At 55.2% G+C, this 14,368-nt stretch carries 14 protein-coding genes; 6 read left to right on the top strand and 8 right to left on the bottom strand.

Annotation, left to right across the window (positions count from 1 at the left end):
• Positions 1–261 precede the first annotated feature (261 nt).
• Positions 262–780, top strand: coding sequence for a TetR/AcrR family transcriptional regulator (locus AB4Y89_RS04270; protein WP_442299651.1), 519 nt, complete (start codon positions 262–264; stop codon positions 778–780).
• A 126-nt stretch (positions 781–906) separates the two neighbouring features.
• Here the strand turns inward: AB4Y89_RS04270 and AB4Y89_RS04265 are convergent, their stop codons facing one another.
• From AB4Y89_RS04265 to AB4Y89_RS04230, 8 genes are all read right to left on the bottom strand, one after another.
• Entirely contained in the window at positions 907–1,299 is a 393-nt protein-coding gene (locus tag AB4Y89_RS04265) for a nuclear transport factor 2 family protein (RefSeq protein ID WP_442299650.1), read from the bottom strand.
• Positions 1,300–1,449: 150 nt separating this feature from the next.
• On the bottom strand, positions 1,450–1,926 hold the full coding sequence (locus AB4Y89_RS04260) for a DUF4437 domain-containing protein (RefSeq protein ID WP_442299649.1): 477 nt from the start codon (positions 1,924–1,926) through the stop codon (positions 1,450–1,452).
• A 111-nt stretch (positions 1,927–2,037) separates the two neighbouring features.
• Entirely contained in the window at positions 2,038–2,826 is a 789-nt protein-coding gene (locus AB4Y89_RS04255; RefSeq protein WP_442299648.1) for a type 1 glutamine amidotransferase domain-containing protein, read from the bottom strand.
• A gap of 136 nt (positions 2,827–2,962) precedes the next feature.
• Entirely contained in the window at positions 2,963–3,622 is a 660-nt protein-coding gene (locus tag AB4Y89_RS04250) for a cysteine hydrolase family protein (protein ID WP_442299647.1), read from the bottom strand.
• A gap of 376 nt (positions 3,623–3,998) precedes the next feature.
• On the bottom strand, positions 3,999–4,457 hold the full coding sequence (locus tag AB4Y89_RS04245) for a methylated-DNA--[protein]-cysteine S-methyltransferase (RefSeq protein ID WP_442299867.1): 459 nt from the start codon (positions 4,455–4,457) through the stop codon (positions 3,999–4,001).
• A 34-nt stretch (positions 4,458–4,491) separates the two neighbouring features.
• Complete coding sequence (locus AB4Y89_RS04240) at positions 4,492–5,355, bottom strand: DNA-3-methyladenine glycosylase family protein (protein ID WP_442299646.1); 864 nt, start codon at positions 5,353–5,355, stop codon at positions 4,492–4,494.
• A 107-nt stretch (positions 5,356–5,462) separates the two neighbouring features.
• On the bottom strand, positions 5,463–5,636 hold the full coding sequence (locus AB4Y89_RS04235; RefSeq protein WP_442299866.1) for a DUF1272 domain-containing protein: 174 nt from the start codon (positions 5,634–5,636) through the stop codon (positions 5,463–5,465).
• Between the two features lie 87 nt (positions 5,637–5,723).
• Positions 5,724–6,662, bottom strand: coding sequence for a GlxA family transcriptional regulator (locus tag AB4Y89_RS04230; RefSeq protein ID WP_442299645.1), 939 nt, complete (start codon positions 6,660–6,662; stop codon positions 5,724–5,726).
• Between the two features lie 484 nt (positions 6,663–7,146).
• Between AB4Y89_RS04230 and AB4Y89_RS04225 the strand changes: the two genes are divergently transcribed.
• The 5 genes from AB4Y89_RS04225 to trxA all read left to right on the top strand — a co-directional run bounded on the left by AB4Y89_RS04225 (position 7,147) and on the right by trxA (position 14,347).
• Positions 7,147–7,926, top strand: a complete 780-nt coding sequence (locus AB4Y89_RS04225; protein ID WP_442299644.1) for an isocitrate lyase/PEP mutase family protein — start codon at positions 7,147–7,149, stop codon at positions 7,924–7,926.
• 146 nt (positions 7,927–8,072) lie between these two features.
• Positions 8,073–9,323 (top strand): efflux RND transporter periplasmic adaptor subunit, encoded by a 1,251-nt coding sequence (locus tag AB4Y89_RS04220; RefSeq protein WP_442299643.1) that lies wholly within the window; start codon positions 8,073–8,075, stop codon positions 9,321–9,323.
• Positions 9,320–12,460, top strand: coding sequence for an efflux RND transporter permease subunit (locus tag AB4Y89_RS04215; protein WP_442299642.1), 3,141 nt, complete (start codon positions 9,320–9,322; stop codon positions 12,458–12,460). Before AB4Y89_RS04220 ends, AB4Y89_RS04215 begins: the two co-directional genes overlap by 4 nt.
• The gene (locus AB4Y89_RS04210) at positions 12,457–13,905 is read left to right on the top strand and encodes an efflux transporter outer membrane subunit (protein WP_442299641.1); all 1,449 of its coding nucleotides are present in this window, start codon (positions 12,457–12,459) and stop codon (positions 13,903–13,905) included. Before AB4Y89_RS04215 ends, AB4Y89_RS04210 begins: the two co-directional genes overlap by 4 nt.
• A gap of 115 nt (positions 13,906–14,020) precedes the next feature.
• The gene (trxA, locus tag AB4Y89_RS04205; RefSeq protein ID WP_442299640.1) at positions 14,021–14,347 is read left to right on the top strand and encodes a thioredoxin; all 327 of its coding nucleotides are present in this window, start codon (positions 14,021–14,023) and stop codon (positions 14,345–14,347) included.
• Positions 14,348–14,368 lie beyond the last annotated feature (21 nt).

Below are 14,368 nucleotides of genomic sequence, written 5' to 3'. Positions count from 1 at the left end.
GCTGCAGCACTCATCCAGTGTGTGGCAGTTATTGCGCCATTTTTGTCAGTAAAAACCAAAGAGTAAAGAGCCTCAATCCCGCCAGTTTCGACGTCAGCGTTGAGGCAGCTGTCGGGTTCCGATTTGAAGACAACTACACTCTCACGCTCGATCCACTGTCGCGGTCAGCAGCGCTCAAATAAACTCATCTACGTAGGGGGGTGAGCATCCATGGGGCATTCGCAGGCAGAAAAAGCCGAGACCCATCAGCGGATCGTGAATTTGGCTGCGAAACGATTCCGCGAATATGGTCTAGAAGGAATCAGCATCGCAGACTTGATGGACGAAGCCGATGTAGCTGTTGGAGGCTTCTACAAGCACTTTGCCTCGCGCGATGACTTGGTCGTGGAAGCGCTTGCTGCCGCGAGCTTCGAGATGGACGATTCGCGACCCACAAAGCAACGAACACTTAAGAAGACCATTGGAGCGTATCTTTCGAAGAACCATCGCGACGACCTCGAAGACAGCTGTCCTGTCGCGGCTCTTGTGGGCGATGTTTTGAGGAGCTCCGATGGGGCACGCAAAGTCTATACGGACCGAGTTGAGCGTCGTTTCGCCGACATCGCTGAACAGCTCCCTGATGAGGGCCGCAGACAAAGGCACGCAAAGGCGATCTTGATCTGCAGCGCCTGTGTTGGCGCAATCGGACTTTCGCGTGCCGTCTCGGACGCTGACCTTTCCGATCAGATTCTGAAGACCGTTGCGAAACAATTGTCGGACATCTTCAGCAAGAACGATTGACATCGCCATCTAGCAAAGCACGACTGCCGAGCCTGGAAATGACCTGCTCGGCAGTCGCGAAAAGCACACTTTGGGTCCGGCACCAAACAGCCCCTTATCCCGCATGTGATTGTTTGGCTGCAGGCGCTAGAACATCGGGTTGGTGTTCTTCGAGGCGTCAGGGATGCCTTGAACTACATCCCAGTGTTCTACAAGCTTTCCATCCTTTACCCGGAAAAGATCAACACTGACATCACCATTCTTACTGATGAGGCCAGTCCAGCTGGCATGCACGGCGACAAGATCACCGTCGGCCAGCACATGCCTGATGTCCCCCTTGGCGTTGGGAAAGTTTGCCAGAAAGGCGTTGATGTATTTCCGCAGGCCTTCTACGCCGTCCTCACTAGCAGGGGTGTGTTGTACATAGGTGTCGCCCACGTATCTTGAGATCGCACCGTCGACGTCGCCGTCAAAGTGCGCTTCTTTGTAGAAGGCGAGCACGGTTTTCTTGTTCTGCTCTGCAATGGTTTCGGTCTTCATGATGATCTCCAGTCGGATTGTCGCCGGGCCGTCGTGGCCGGAGCGAACCGGCAGCCTGAGAGCGCGGCCAGCGCTAAATCGTCTCCGGGCTCTCTCTGCGAGCATTGGGGAATGCACGAGAGATGGCCCGGTTCGACGCCTGTGGTCGGCTTATTCGCCGGGGAAATTCTGCGCGTCAAACTTGTCGCTTTGAACGATGTAGATTTCGCAAGGTATTTTGGACACGCAGGCGGTGATGTGTTTCTCCTTGCCGCGCTGATACCAGTAGGAGCCGGGGCCTAGCTTGGCTGGCGTTTCACCGCGCTTGTAGTTTTCCATCTCACCTTTGATCACGACGGCGTAATAGTCGTAAGTGTGGGTGTGAACGTAACTCGTGAAACCGGGATCAAACCGGAAGAACGCTCCATGGGCGCCCTTCGTCACGTCTCCCCAGACATTTGAATATTGAATTCCCTTGTTCGGAGTAGCTCCTTTCGCTCCGCTGTCTTGGAATTTGTAGTGCGTCGAAGGCAGCGACACCGACTGCCCGTCGTTCAACGGCGGGTAGGCCGGAACCTGAGCAGCACACGAGGCAGCGGCGAACACAGAAGCTACGGCCATGAGGGCCATGCCCACTTTGAAGTTCATATTGACTTCTCCTCCTTAGAGTTAGGTGCGATATTGTGCTGGGTTCTATTCCCGTCGCACCCTCCGGGCCTCCCGTCCAACATCTGGCTGTACTTTGAGTCTCTTGCTAGATCAGTGCGCGGTGGCCAGCGCCTCGATGAACTTGGCGGCCAGCTCGTGGTCTGACATGGGGTTTTGGGCGGTGATCAATTCGCGATCGACAACAACGTATGAGGTGAAATTATCCGCGTTGAGGACTTTGGCGCCAGCGGCTTCGAGCGCATCGGGCATGTTGAAGATCAGCTTCTTGTGGAAGACATTCTCCTCGGCATACTCTTCTTCACTGCGCGAGAAGACGGTCATTTGGTAGCCGGCATACTGCCAGTCCTTGACCAGTGCGTGCGCCTTTACCTTGTCGCCTTCAATTAGCGCCGCGCGGAACTCACGCGCATTGTCGAGCGCAGCAAGGATGCTGATTGGACCGTGACAGATGGCCGCGGTGGGCTTGTTCGCCTTATGGAAGTAGCGCAACACTTCGCCCGCGGCAGGATCCTGCATAACGTCGACGATCGGCGCATGGCCACCGGGGAAGAAAACGCCCGCGAAGCGATCCAGACCGACCTCGATTTCGGATCGGATGGTCCGGCCATCGTTCATCGCAGGATTGTTGTTGAAGAAATTGCGTGCTCGGGTGCGGGCGGCGTCGTCATTCGCGAAATAGATCAGAGCATCGGAGTCCTGATCCATGTGCGGCTTCTCGCCGGTTGGGGTGGTGAGAACGAAGTCGTATCCTGCGGCGACGAGCGTCATCAGGGGAACAGCGGTTTCGTTCAGAAACTGGCCGATGGTGATCGTGCCGCCGCCCTGTGCCTCAAGCTGAATGCCGTTCGAACCGATGACGAGAATTGTTCCTTTACTCATAAGATGCTCCTGTCTTGAAAGAGAAAGCCGTGGGCTATCCGTTGAATGGAAGAAAAGCTTGAAAATTTGGCTGTTGGCCGAAGCCTGCCCATGTAGACCCTTCATAGAGGTCCAAAGCAGGGTTGGCGAGCAGGTGCTATGCCTTCGCGGCTTCAATCATCCGGTGGACGGTTTCTTGCGTAGTCCAAACCGCGTTTGCCATGAATCGCCAGTTGATCATCGCCGCGTCGTATCCGGCACCTTCTTCATTCGAAGCCGCCGCGACCGCATCGCGAACCATCACGACTTCCAGGCTGTTCTGGATGAGATTGCGCATGTGGTCTTCTAAACAAAGATTCGCTACAGGACCCGCCATGATGACCTTTTCGATCTTGTGACGGCGCAGCATGTAGACCAGGTCGCTGGTCGGCGCGTAGGTGACATGGCGCGATACGATGGTTGTCCCAGCATCCTCCATGTACTTGCGGAAACGATCGGGGATATCCGCGCCACTGCCGGCCACGCCGTCGAAATGCAGCGGGCTCTGGCGCGCCACTACTCCTCCCTTTAATGCGAGATCTTCCATCGGACTGAGGCCCGTTTTCCCCTTGTGATCGTGTGGGAAGAAGTAATGGGGTGACATGAACACGGGGAAATCGTGGTCTTTGGCGGTCTGGAGCAGTGTTTCCAGGTTGCCATTGACGTTGTTACGCTTCATGAGCTCTTCGATCATGACGTAATACTTGCCACCTTCGGTGAGGAAGTCATTCTGGATATCAACCAGAACGAGCGCCGTCCGATCGTTGTTGATCTGCATATCGACCTTGTGTTCGAACAACATTTTGGGTTCCTTTCATTCAACAAGCTTGGCGTGAGGGAGTTAGAGATTCCCAGACAACATAAACACTGCCTATCTCTTGTTCATAGACAGGGGCCTCATCTGGAGGTCGAGTATACGCCAGATATTTATAAGGGAGCCTATTGCTCAGAGGCTTGCTCGTTCATCGGATTTTGCGGATAAGAGCGGTCGCTTCAGCGCAGATTGCCGGCTTCCAATCGAGATCGAGAAGTCGTCAGAAGCTGCCATTTACGCCACTTCTAGCGTGGGTGCCTGGAAGTCCTGGCGAGTAATTCAGACCAATACAAAGTCACGTCAGCGTCGAGCATAGGTGGCAGAAACTGCCTGCTTTTTGTCAGACTGAGCGACCTTCTCGTCCGGCGACGAAACTCGCCCTCTCCAGGTTCAGTAGACGTGCCTTAACCTCAAGGCCCCCCGCAAATCCTGTGAGCTTTCCTGAATGCCCGATCACCCTATGACAAGGAATGATGATGCTCACGGGATTCCGAGCATTCGCTGCTCCAACGGCTCTGGAGTGGTTCGGCCTTCCCAACCCATTCGCGATCTGACCATAGGTCCTGGTCTCGCCAGAGGGAATATTCAAGAGAGCTTTCCACACTTCTTTCTGAAAGAAGGTTCCCCTTATATCGAGTGGAACCGAAAAAGCAGTTCGCTCTCCCGCGAAGTATTCAGCGAGCTGCCTCTCGGCCAAGTCCAGCGTTGGATGATCCCCCGGTGCGAGCGGACCCAGCGGAACACGTGCCGGATTGTCGTTTTCCCATAGAAGAGCGACTATGCCGAGGTCGCTCGCCACAAGTGTGAGCTTGCCAACTGGCGAATCACAATACCTATACAACAGACTCACGAGATCTATTCCTTTCTTCAGCGAAGCTCGCCCACAACGCAACGGCGGCGTAAGCGCGCCATGGGCGAACAGAATCAATTTGAATCCCGGGGTGACGCTTCAGCTCCTGCTTCAGACCATAGTCAGAGGACGGGAAAGCATCGTCATCGTCGAATCCTCGCATCGCTGCATACTCGGTGGTCCACTTTCCTACACCGGGAACAGACTGAAGGGTCTCTCTAAGTGCGGCTACGGAAGGCGCTTCTTTGCCGTCAAGTGTTCCATCCGCGACGGCTGTCGCGAGAGCTCGGATCGTTGCTCTTCTTGCGATGGAGGTACGAACGCTCGATAGGTCCGCGAGCAGCAATTGTTGAGCTGTCGGGAAAAGAAAGATATCCTCGGAGGTTTCCGGATGCCTCATCACTGTTCCTGCAGCCCTCATCAACTCGCCGGTCAACACGCGTCCAAAACTCACCGAAACGAGTTGGCCCAGAATCGTGGTCACCAGAGCCTCAAAGCCATTCCAAGACCGTGCGACACGGAGCCCAGGGTGTTGCATCCAAAATCCCGAAAGATAGCGATCCGTCTTCATCGCTGCATCAAGATCCTCTGGCTTCACCTCCACATCGAACATTTTCCTAACCCTTGCTTCGATCTCGACGATGTCTTCCGCGGTCGCATTCCAAATGACTAGCCGGAGGCACAGAGACCTCGGAGCGTGCGTGACCCTAAACCATCCCAACCCTTGTCCGGTCGGCACGACGCGTCCGAATCCGTCATTGTCAGCCGTTTCAAGGTACGGAATCTGATGAGCTCGAAAATATCCCAGGACACTTGCCCAATCGTAGGGCGGCCAGTATCGAAGCATCCTTCGAACGGATGGGCTGGAAGTGGTCTCGGACCTAGGTGTCATCTGAGGTGTGCGGTGAGCGGGGCCTACGCGGGTGCGGACTGAAGGAATTCCGTCCAAAGCTCCTACTTTGGCTCGCGCGCGGGGCGACGCAGTAGCTCGCCTTTGCAATTTGGACACCTGCCTGCAAGCGGACCGCAGGCGCATCGCTCACAAAAGGTGCATTCGTAGGAACAGATCATCGCGTCCCTGGCATTCATAGGTAACTCGGCATCACACCGCTCACACTTCTTCTTCATTTCCAGCAAGGCAGGTTCTCCATCAGGGCAGATCGTTTGAGTCCAGTTCTCACAACATTGAGGTTCGACGAGCGCATTGCACCGGTACTAAACAGTGCCGAAGCGTTCGCGGTATTCCTTAGGCGTCATCGATAGCTGCTGAAGAAACGCTCTCCGGAGAGACTGCTCATCCCGGAACCCGGTGTTGCGCGCTATCGCTTTCAAAGGCAACTCTTTTGCCTCCAGATGTTGTCGAGCAGCTTCAACACGAAGCGATTGCACCCAACGTGCCGGCGTGGTTCGAAAGTGGATTTCGAACTGACGAGCAAACGTACGGGGAGTCATCGCAACCACTTTTGCCAGCGTATTCACGTCGAGTGTCTGGGTGAGCCGCGTTTTGGCCCACGCCGGAAGATCACGCATCGGCGTTCCACTGACATCTGCCTGTTGTGCGAGCAAGGTGCTGTACTGCGCTTGTGTTCCAGGCCTTCTCAAAAACAGAACCATGTGACGAGCACAGGCCGCCGCTACATCATGACCGAAGTCCTCCTCGACTAGTGCAAGCGCCAAATCGATGCCCGCGCTGATGCCTGCAGTGGTGTAGGTCTTCCCATCTTTGATGAAGATCGGATCGCGTTCGATCGTCAGACTGGCGTAACGATCTGCCAGCTGGTCGATATAGCTCCAATGGGTTGTTGCTCGCTTGCCGTCGAGCAAACCTGCGGCCGCCAGCATGAACGCGCCGGTACATATCGAAGCGAGACGACGCACGTGAGCAGAACGTCTGCGCAACCAGCGGATGAGTTCGGGGGGATGAAATTCGATCATCGCCCCTTCTCCACCAATTGCGATCAGCGTGTCGATTGGTCCGACATAATCTGCGTAGAAGCAAGCATTCCCGAGAGTGAAGCCTCCTACACTCTGTACCTCGGAGGTCGGCTGCATTGACAAAATCTTGAGTGCGTACTGTTGCTTGCCATTAACTTGTGGGTTGGAAAACACCGACGCTGGCCCCATCAGATTAAGAAGCTCAAACGGAGAGGCCACCAGGAAAGCGATGACTCGTGAGCGGGTTGCCATAAGTAGATTTTACTATGGCAGTTTATGCCCTAATTATGTCAGTTCTGCCACTGTTGTTTGTGTCAGGATTTGACTGTATTTCGTCATGTTTAGTGTCTAAAGATCAGCCTTGACTATCCTCCGCGATCGTCGCGCTTGGCTGAGATCACCTACGTAGTGCGTGGGACAGACAGACTGCGCCACCTTAGGGCCGCCACGTCGGGGGCGGCCCGATGTCTGTCTGCTGTATCCCGCAGACCGCTGAGCATCGATGCGAATCGACAAGTGTTGAAGTGCAACAACAGTGCTGATACTTCCGAGACAGCGCTGCACGGAGGATGTGCCCATTGTCTGGTTGGCAGAATATGACTGTTTTATGTCAAGTCTGCCGGAGCCAGTTCACATCTTTAACACTGCGCAAGACGAGATGCCGTTTTGATTCGTTGGAAATCTGCAGGGAGAAGGAGAAGCAATGGCGACGCAACAGAGCAAGAGTGAAGAGTTCCGTAAGCTGCACATCGCGGGCAATCCGCTTGTCATTTACAACATATGGGATCCTGGCAGCGCCAAGGCTGCACTTGCAGCCGGAGTAAAGGCGATTGCGACTAGCAGTTGGGCAGTTGCTGAGGCGAACGGGTTTTCAGACGGCGAGCAAACTCCGATCAACCTAGCTATTGAAAACCTGCGACGCATCGTTAACAGCACAGATTTGCCTGTGACCGTTGATCTAGAGAGTGGCTACGGCGCTACACCTGGGGACGTTGGCGAGACTATCGGACTCGCAATTAATGCCGGTGCTATCGGCTGCAATCTCGAAGACAGCTTCCCATCAGACGGCACGTTGCGAGAGATCGCGGATCAGACTGCGCGTATCGCTAGTGCCCGTCAGGCCGCCGACAAACAGGGGCTTGCGTTCTTCATCAATGCAAGAACTGATGTCTTTATCAACACGCCGTCCAGTGAGCACACCATCGCAATGCTGACCGAAGCGCTCAAGCGTGCTGAAGCTTATAAGAAGGCCGGCGCCGATGGACTGTTTGTGCCAGGGCTCATCGATCTCACCCTCATTAGCAAGTTGACAGAAGCGTCAACTCTACCGATCAACATCTTGATCGGGGGTTCAGGCCCCTCTATCTCGTCATTGGCCGAAGTCGGTGTCGCGCGTGTGAGCTATGGCGGAACTCCTTATGCCGAACTGATGGGTACGTTTGAAGACTCTGTTCGCTCCGCTGTAAGCAAAGCGTCCGCATGAGAACAAGCGATGCGGAGGTCCCGACGTGTTTTGCCGGAACCTCCGCTCACTGGTTGTCCCAGATCGCCTGAGAGCCGTATGGGTCGTATTGCAACGGGACAACACAACGAGCATTGATGGCCGAGAGGCCACTTGAGTGAGGAACAATGACAAACAGAATTGATCAACCCGAACTTGGGGCGCTAAGCGGCTCACCTATAAACCGGCGCGGCCCTAAGTTCTGGATCGGCACCGTGGCTATCGTGGCTGTAATCACAATCACAATCGTTGTTGGAGTGCGTTTCTTCGGTCGAGGCACCGTCCAAGCTGCTCCACCGAATCCTCCCGTTGTAACCGTCAGCGAGCCGCTTCAACGTGACCTCGACTCACGGCTTCAATTCTTAGGTCAGTTCTCGCCGGTAGAGCGCGTCGAGTTGCGAGCACAAGTCGGCGGCACGCTGACGAGAATTGGCTTCAAGGATGGAGACGTTGTGCGAAAAGGCGATCTCCTGTTTGAAATTGATCCGACGCAGTACCAGATCAAGTTGAGTGAGGCCACGGCGCAGCTCGAAAGTGCTCAAGCCAGGTACGATCTTGCGACGAAGGAACTGACTCGCGCGCAGACGTTGCAGCAGACGGAAGCTGGAACAGTCGAGAACGTAGAACAGCGTGCAGGAGAGCAACGAACAGCACAAGCTGCCATCAACGCAGCACAGGCGCTCATCCGTGACGCTCAGTTTGATTTGAATCACTGCCGCATCACCGCCCCGTTTACGGGACGTATGGGAAATCACCTTGTCTCGATGGGCAATCTCGTTTCCGGCAGCCGGGCGGGAGCTGGAGCGACGACGCTTCTTGCGACGATAGTTTCTTTGAATCCGATCTATCTTGATTTCGACATGAGCGAGTCGGACTATCTGACGTTCGAGCGTGAGCGAGCCAAGCAGAAAGGTGGCCTCGCCCAAAGGGTAGACGCCGCGTTGAGTGATGAGAGCGAATTCAGGCACGCAGGCACTCTCAACTTCATCGACAACAGCCTTGATCGTTCGAGTGGAACCATCCACGCACGCGCCATACTCCCCAACGGTGATCTTTTACTTACGCCCGGTGTTTTTGGCAGGGTTCTGCTTCCGACTACGAAGCCTACATCCGTGTTCCTCGTTCCTGATGATGCGGTTCTCCCTGACCAGTCCGAACACGTTGTGTTGACCGTTGGACCGGACAGCGTTGTGACGCCGAAGAAAGTACAACTAGGCGACCTGCGTGGTGGCCTCAGAGTGATTCGCACCGGACTTCTACCAAACGACAGAGTGATCATCGGCGGGGTCGCGATTGCTGCTCCGGGATCAAAGGTAACGCCACACACCGGAACCATCACCTTCAGAACCGCCCAGGATCGGAGTGCTGTCCAGCCATGAAGCTTACTCATTTCTTCATCGATCATCCACGTTTCGCAACGGTAACAAGCGTCTTCATCACGTTATTCGGATTGGCGACTCTAGTTGCGTTGCCGATTGCGCAATATCCCGACATTGTCCCACCGACTATACAAGTCACAACAGCGTATCCAGGGGCTTCGGCTGACACGATCGCACGTACTGTGGCGACTCCACTTGAGCAAGCCATTAACGGTGTCGAATCGATGGACTACATCAGTAGCCAATCGACTGGCGATGGAAACCTCACGATTACCGCGACGTTCAAAATCGGCAGTGATGTGAACCTTGCTCAACAGTTCACGAACAATCGAGTGCAGGATACGCTGTCGCGGCTCCCTGACCCCGTTCAGCGGATAGGCGTGAAGACTCAGAAAGTCATTCCCGCATACCTGCTAGGCATTTTTCCATATTCCCCCCATCAGACACGCGACGTGTCGTACATCTCGAATTACATGACGCTTCACGTGAGAGATGAGATATCTCGTCTCCCGGGAGTGGGGGGGATCTTTGCGCTCGGGGAACGACAGTTCGCGATGCGTATCTGGATCAATCCTGACAAGGCCGCGGTACACGATATCAGTGCTGACGATATCGTGGCGGCCCTGCGCGCTCAGAATGCCCAGGTTTCTGCAGGCGTCTTGAACCAACCACCAATTTCGACCACGGCCGCGTATCGCATCAACGTTGAAGCTTTAGGAAGACTGACGACACCTGAACAATTTGCGGCGGTAATCATCAAGACCGATAAGGACGGACACGTCACGCGTATCCGTGATATAGGCCACGTCGATTTGGGATCCGCCGACTACAACAGCATCTCTTACTCGGACCGTTATCCGTCAAATCCATTTTGGTTCTTTGCCGTGCCTGGATCGAATGTGGTCACGGTTGAGCATGAGGTATTGGACAAGTTCCGCGAGCTGAAGAAACACTTTCCATCTGACATCAGCGATATCAAGATCTACGATCCCACTGAATTCGTAAGCCGATCGATCAAAGAGGTCGCGGTTACCATCGTGATTGCGGTCGTGCTGGTTGTCTTCGTCGTCTACGTCTTTCTACAAAACTGGCGAGCGACGCTCATCCCGGTCGTGGCCATTCCAGTGTCACTCCTTGGCAGTTTCGTTATCCTCGCTTTGTTTGGAATTTCCGTCAACAATCTTTCCTTGTTCGGTCTCGTGCTGGCCGTAGGGATTGTTGTCGATGACGCAATCGTCGTTGTAGAGAACGTAGAACGCAACATGGCCTTGGGTATGTCGGCGGTCGACGCTGCTCACAAAACCATGGACGAGGTGTCTGGTGCACTGATTGCGATCGCTCTGACTCTATGTGCGGTGTTCGTGCCCTCCGCGTTCATCTCGGGAATCTCTGGGCTCTTCTTCAAGCAATTCGCTACCACTATCGCGGCGTCAACGATCATCTCTTGCTTTGTCTCTCTTACGCTGAGTCCCGCTCTGTGCGCGGTCCTGCTGAAACCTCATCACGTCAGAGAGTCTTCTGAGAAATGGTTCACGCCGACGCGGCTCCTGCGTCCCGTGTTCAGTCGATTCAATGGAGCGTTCGACTGGCTTTCATCGGGCTATGGAAACCTGACCGGCCGCCTCGTTCGGGCCACGGCGGTCGTGGGCGTTGTATATGTTGGCTTGATCTGCCTCACTGGCTACCAATTCTCGAAGATGAACACTGGCTTCATTCCGCAGCAGGATATCGGATACCTCGCCGCTTTGGTGAAACTGCCACCAGGATCAAGCCTCGAACGTACCGATGCGGTGGTGCGGAAAGTAAATGACATCATTCTCAAGACGCCAGGTGTGCAGCATACCTCAGCGAATGCGGGATTTGATGTCTCAACATTCACGTTCTCTTCCGATACAGGAAGCATCTATTTCTCCCTGCCATCGCTTTATGACGTCGAGATACCCGGTGGCGACGCAGCGACGATGCTACAGACGGTGAGGCAGAGACTTGCTGGTATCACGGAAGCACAGGTTGCGGTGATATCACCTCCACCGGTTCAAGGTCTCGGTTCAGCCGGGGGATTCAAGTTAATGGTCGAGGACCGGAACAACTTGGGTTCGGAAGCATTGAGCAAAGCGACTAACGCACTCATTGCAGAAGCGAATAGGGACCCCGCTTTGGGCGGCACCTACTCCTTCTTCAATTCGGGATCTCCAAGCATCTATGCCGATATCGACCGCGAGAAGGCGGAAAAAGTCGGTGTATCGCCTGAGTCCATATTCTCAACGCTGCAACTCTACGTTGGCCCACAATATGTGAACGACTTCAATTATCTAGGCCGCACTTGGCCCGTATACGCGCAAAGTGATCAAGCCTCTCGTCAGAGCAGAGAAGATGTCTCTCGACTCAAGGTTCGGAACGCGAGTGGGCAGATGGTACCCATCGGCACCGTTGCCACGATGAAGGAACGTACCGCTCCGTACCGGATCCCACGCTACAACCTTTACCCTTCAGCGGAGGTGCAGGGATCTGGCGCACCCGGCGTTTCTTCGGGCGAAGCTCTTCAACATATGGAAGCCATTGCCGCACGCACTCTCCCACCAGGCATTACCTACGAGTGGACCGATCTCGCATATCAGCAGAAATTGCCGGGTACACCCGCGCTGTTAATTTTTGCAGCTTCCGCCCTATTCGTATTTCTCGTCCTCACTGCTCAGTACGAGAGCTGGACGTTGCCGTTGGCTATCGTGCTGATCGTGCCGATGTGTCTGTTAGCCGCTTCGACTGGTCTTCACGTCCGAGGCATGCCTATCGACATCCTCGCTCAGATCGGATTCGTGGTGCTGGTCGGATTAGCCGCCAAGAATGCGATCTTGATCGTGGAATTCGCAAAACAGCAGGAGGACCATGCTGGCCTCCCCGTAGCTGAAGCCGCCGTAAGTGCTGCTCATACGCGACTCCGCCCTATCTTGATGACGTCATTCGCATTCATCTTCGGAGTGGCACCACTTGCTGTAGCGCACGGCGCTGGGGCGGAAATGCGCCAATCCTTGGGAACGGCGGTTCTCTTCGGCATGGTCGGAGTAACCATCTTCGGGCTCTTCTTCACGCCGGCTTTCTACACCATCGTTCGCAAACTCGGCAGGAGGAAAGCATGAGTCGGATCTACCCATTTATCTCAAGAGCCGGGATGACCGGTATCCTCGTGACCTTGCTTCTTGAAGGGTGCAGCGTGGGCCCAAAGTACAGGGCGCCAACGCCTGCTCTCGCACCATTTCACAATCAGGTCAGCGCTTCCGTGAACAACGGAGCGGCGCCCGCGACTCTTGATCAGTGGTGGCTAGGTTTCAACGATCCGAAGCTCGTGACGATTGTTCGACGGGCTTTGGATCAAAACTTGGACCTAGCTGCCACACTCGCACGTGTCAATCAGTCCCGGGCCGCCGCCGCCGGAGCTCGTGCCAGACTCTATCCAACCGGAGAGCTCGACGCGTCAGCGACTGCTGAACGTCAGAGCCTACAAGGCAATTTGGGCACCATCGCGAGCACAGTTCCCACGTTCAGACGCAACATCCACGAGTACACGATAGGCCCGGCCGCCAGTTGGGAAATCGACCTCGCCGGAGGGCTGCGGCACAACGCTGCCGGGGCGCGTGACGAAGTACAAGCCGCCGAAGCAGAAAGTCTGGGTACCCGGATCATTGTTGCTGCGGATGCAGCAGATGCGTATCTGCAGATACGCGGTTATCAAGCCAGGCTGGCGATCGCGCAGAACCAGATAGCGACGGACCAGCACCTGTTACAGCTTGTACAGAACCGAGTGGCTGCAGGCGCGGCGACGAGACGAGAGACCGCTCAAGCAGAAGCGTTGCTTTCGCAGGCTCGTTCGACTGTTCCGTTGCTGCGGCTGTCTCTCGAAAAACAGCTGAATCGCCTCGACGTGTTGATGGGTGCGCAGCCGGGGACCTACGCCCACGAGCTACAAGAGGCTGCCGCAATCCCGTCGATTCCAACGATTTCGGGACAAGAACCGACCGATGTATTACGTCGTCGGCCGGACATCATCGCGGCGGAGCGACGCCTTGCAGCCTCGAATGAACGGATCGGTGTGGCGGTAGCCGACTACTACCCAAAGATCTCGCTCGCTGGAGTGCTGGGATTCGACAGTCTTAACTCCGGCCGCCTCTTTTCGGCATCTGGCTTTCAGCCCGCAGCTGTTGCCGGTTTACGTTGGCGTCTTTTTGATTTCGGCAGAGTGAATGCAGAGGTCAAACAAGCTCAAGGGGCCAATGCTCAAGCCTTGGTGAACTACCGTCAGGCTGTACTTCGTGCAGCCGAAGATGTCGAGAACGCTTTGGCTTCGCTCTCCGAAACGCAAGAGTACGTCGCGGAGCTACAAACTCAAGTCCAGGCCCTGACCAAGGCACGAGACCTTTCACAGCAAGCCTACCGTGCAGGTTCGATCACTCTCACAGATGTGCTTGATGCAGATCGGCAACTCCTATTCGCTCAAGATCAGCTTGACGCAAACCGGGCTGATGTTGGCAGGGCAGCTGTCCTAGTGTTCCGCGCCTTTGGTGGCGGGTGGCAGCCTCCAATCTGACGGACAGCCATCCCGACCTCGGCGGGATGGCCCCTCACCCAGGATGTTGGCGAGCGCATACAGGACGTTAGATCTCGAAGAACTGCTTCAACGCACGAGCAACAAAGGAGGAACGATGGCAAGCATAGTGGAAGTAAGCGACGCAACGTTCGACAACGAAGTTCTCAAGTCAACACAACCGGTTCTAGTGGATTTTTGGGCAGCTTGGTGCGGTCCATGTAGGGCGGTGTCACCGATCGTGGAACAAGTAGCGACCAGCTACGAAGGCAAGCTGAAGGTCATGAAAATGGATGTTGATCAAAACAATCAAACGGCTGCTCGTTATGGGATCCGCGGGATCCCGGCTCTTCTCTTCTTTAAGGATGGGAAGATCGCAGATCAGATCGTAGGTTATGTGCCGAAAGAAGCGATCCACGCAACGGTCACCAAGCTTCTCGCATAAGCGAGAGCCTTTTCCTATGAA

Origin of the sequence: Terriglobus sp. 2YAB30_2, from assembly GCF_052114765.1 — a bacterium.
GTDB lineage: Bacteria > Acidobacteriota > Terriglobia > Terriglobales > Acidobacteriaceae > Terriglobus.
Note: the sequence above shows the minus strand (reverse complement) of the source record. Positions and strands in the feature narration are given on the sequence as shown.

What these genes read in the sequence shown, in the direction of transcription:
- AB4Y89_RS04225 (WP_442299644.1), top strand. Translation starts at nt 7,147, where the DNA reads ATGGCGACGCAACAGAGCAAGAGTGAAGAGTTCCGTAAGCTGCACATC.
- trxA (WP_442299640.1), top strand. Translation starts at nt 14,021, where the DNA reads ATGGCAAGCATAGTGGAAGTAAGCGACGCAACGTTCGACAACGAAGTT.
- AB4Y89_RS04235 (WP_442299866.1), bottom strand. Translation starts at nt 5,636, where the DNA reads ATGAAGAAGAAGTGTGAGCGGTGTGATGCCGAGTTACCTATGAATGCC.
- AB4Y89_RS04255 (WP_442299648.1), bottom strand. Translation starts at nt 2,826, where the DNA reads ATGAGTAAAGGAACAATTCTCGTCATCGGTTCGAACGGCATTCAGCTT.
- AB4Y89_RS04265 (WP_442299650.1), bottom strand. Translation starts at nt 1,299, where the DNA reads ATGAAGACCGAAACCATTGCAGAGCAGAACAAGAAAACCGTGCTCGCC.
- AB4Y89_RS04220 (WP_442299643.1), top strand. Translation starts at nt 8,073, where the DNA reads ATGACAAACAGAATTGATCAACCCGAACTTGGGGCGCTAAGCGGCTCA.
- AB4Y89_RS04250 (WP_442299647.1), bottom strand. Translation starts at nt 3,622, where the DNA reads ATGCAGATCAACAACGATCGGACGGCGCTCGTTCTGGTTGATATCCAG.
- AB4Y89_RS04240 (WP_442299646.1), bottom strand. Translation starts at nt 5,355, where the DNA reads ATGCTTCGATACTGGCCGCCCTACGATTGGGCAAGTGTCCTGGGATAT.
- AB4Y89_RS04210 (WP_442299641.1), top strand. Translation starts at nt 12,457, where the DNA reads ATGAGTCGGATCTACCCATTTATCTCAAGAGCCGGGATGACCGGTATC.
- AB4Y89_RS04215 (WP_442299642.1), top strand. Translation starts at nt 9,320, where the DNA reads ATGAAGCTTACTCATTTCTTCATCGATCATCCACGTTTCGCAACGGTA.
- AB4Y89_RS04260 (WP_442299649.1), bottom strand. Translation starts at nt 1,926, where the DNA reads ATGAACTTCAAAGTGGGCATGGCCCTCATGGCCGTAGCTTCTGTGTTC.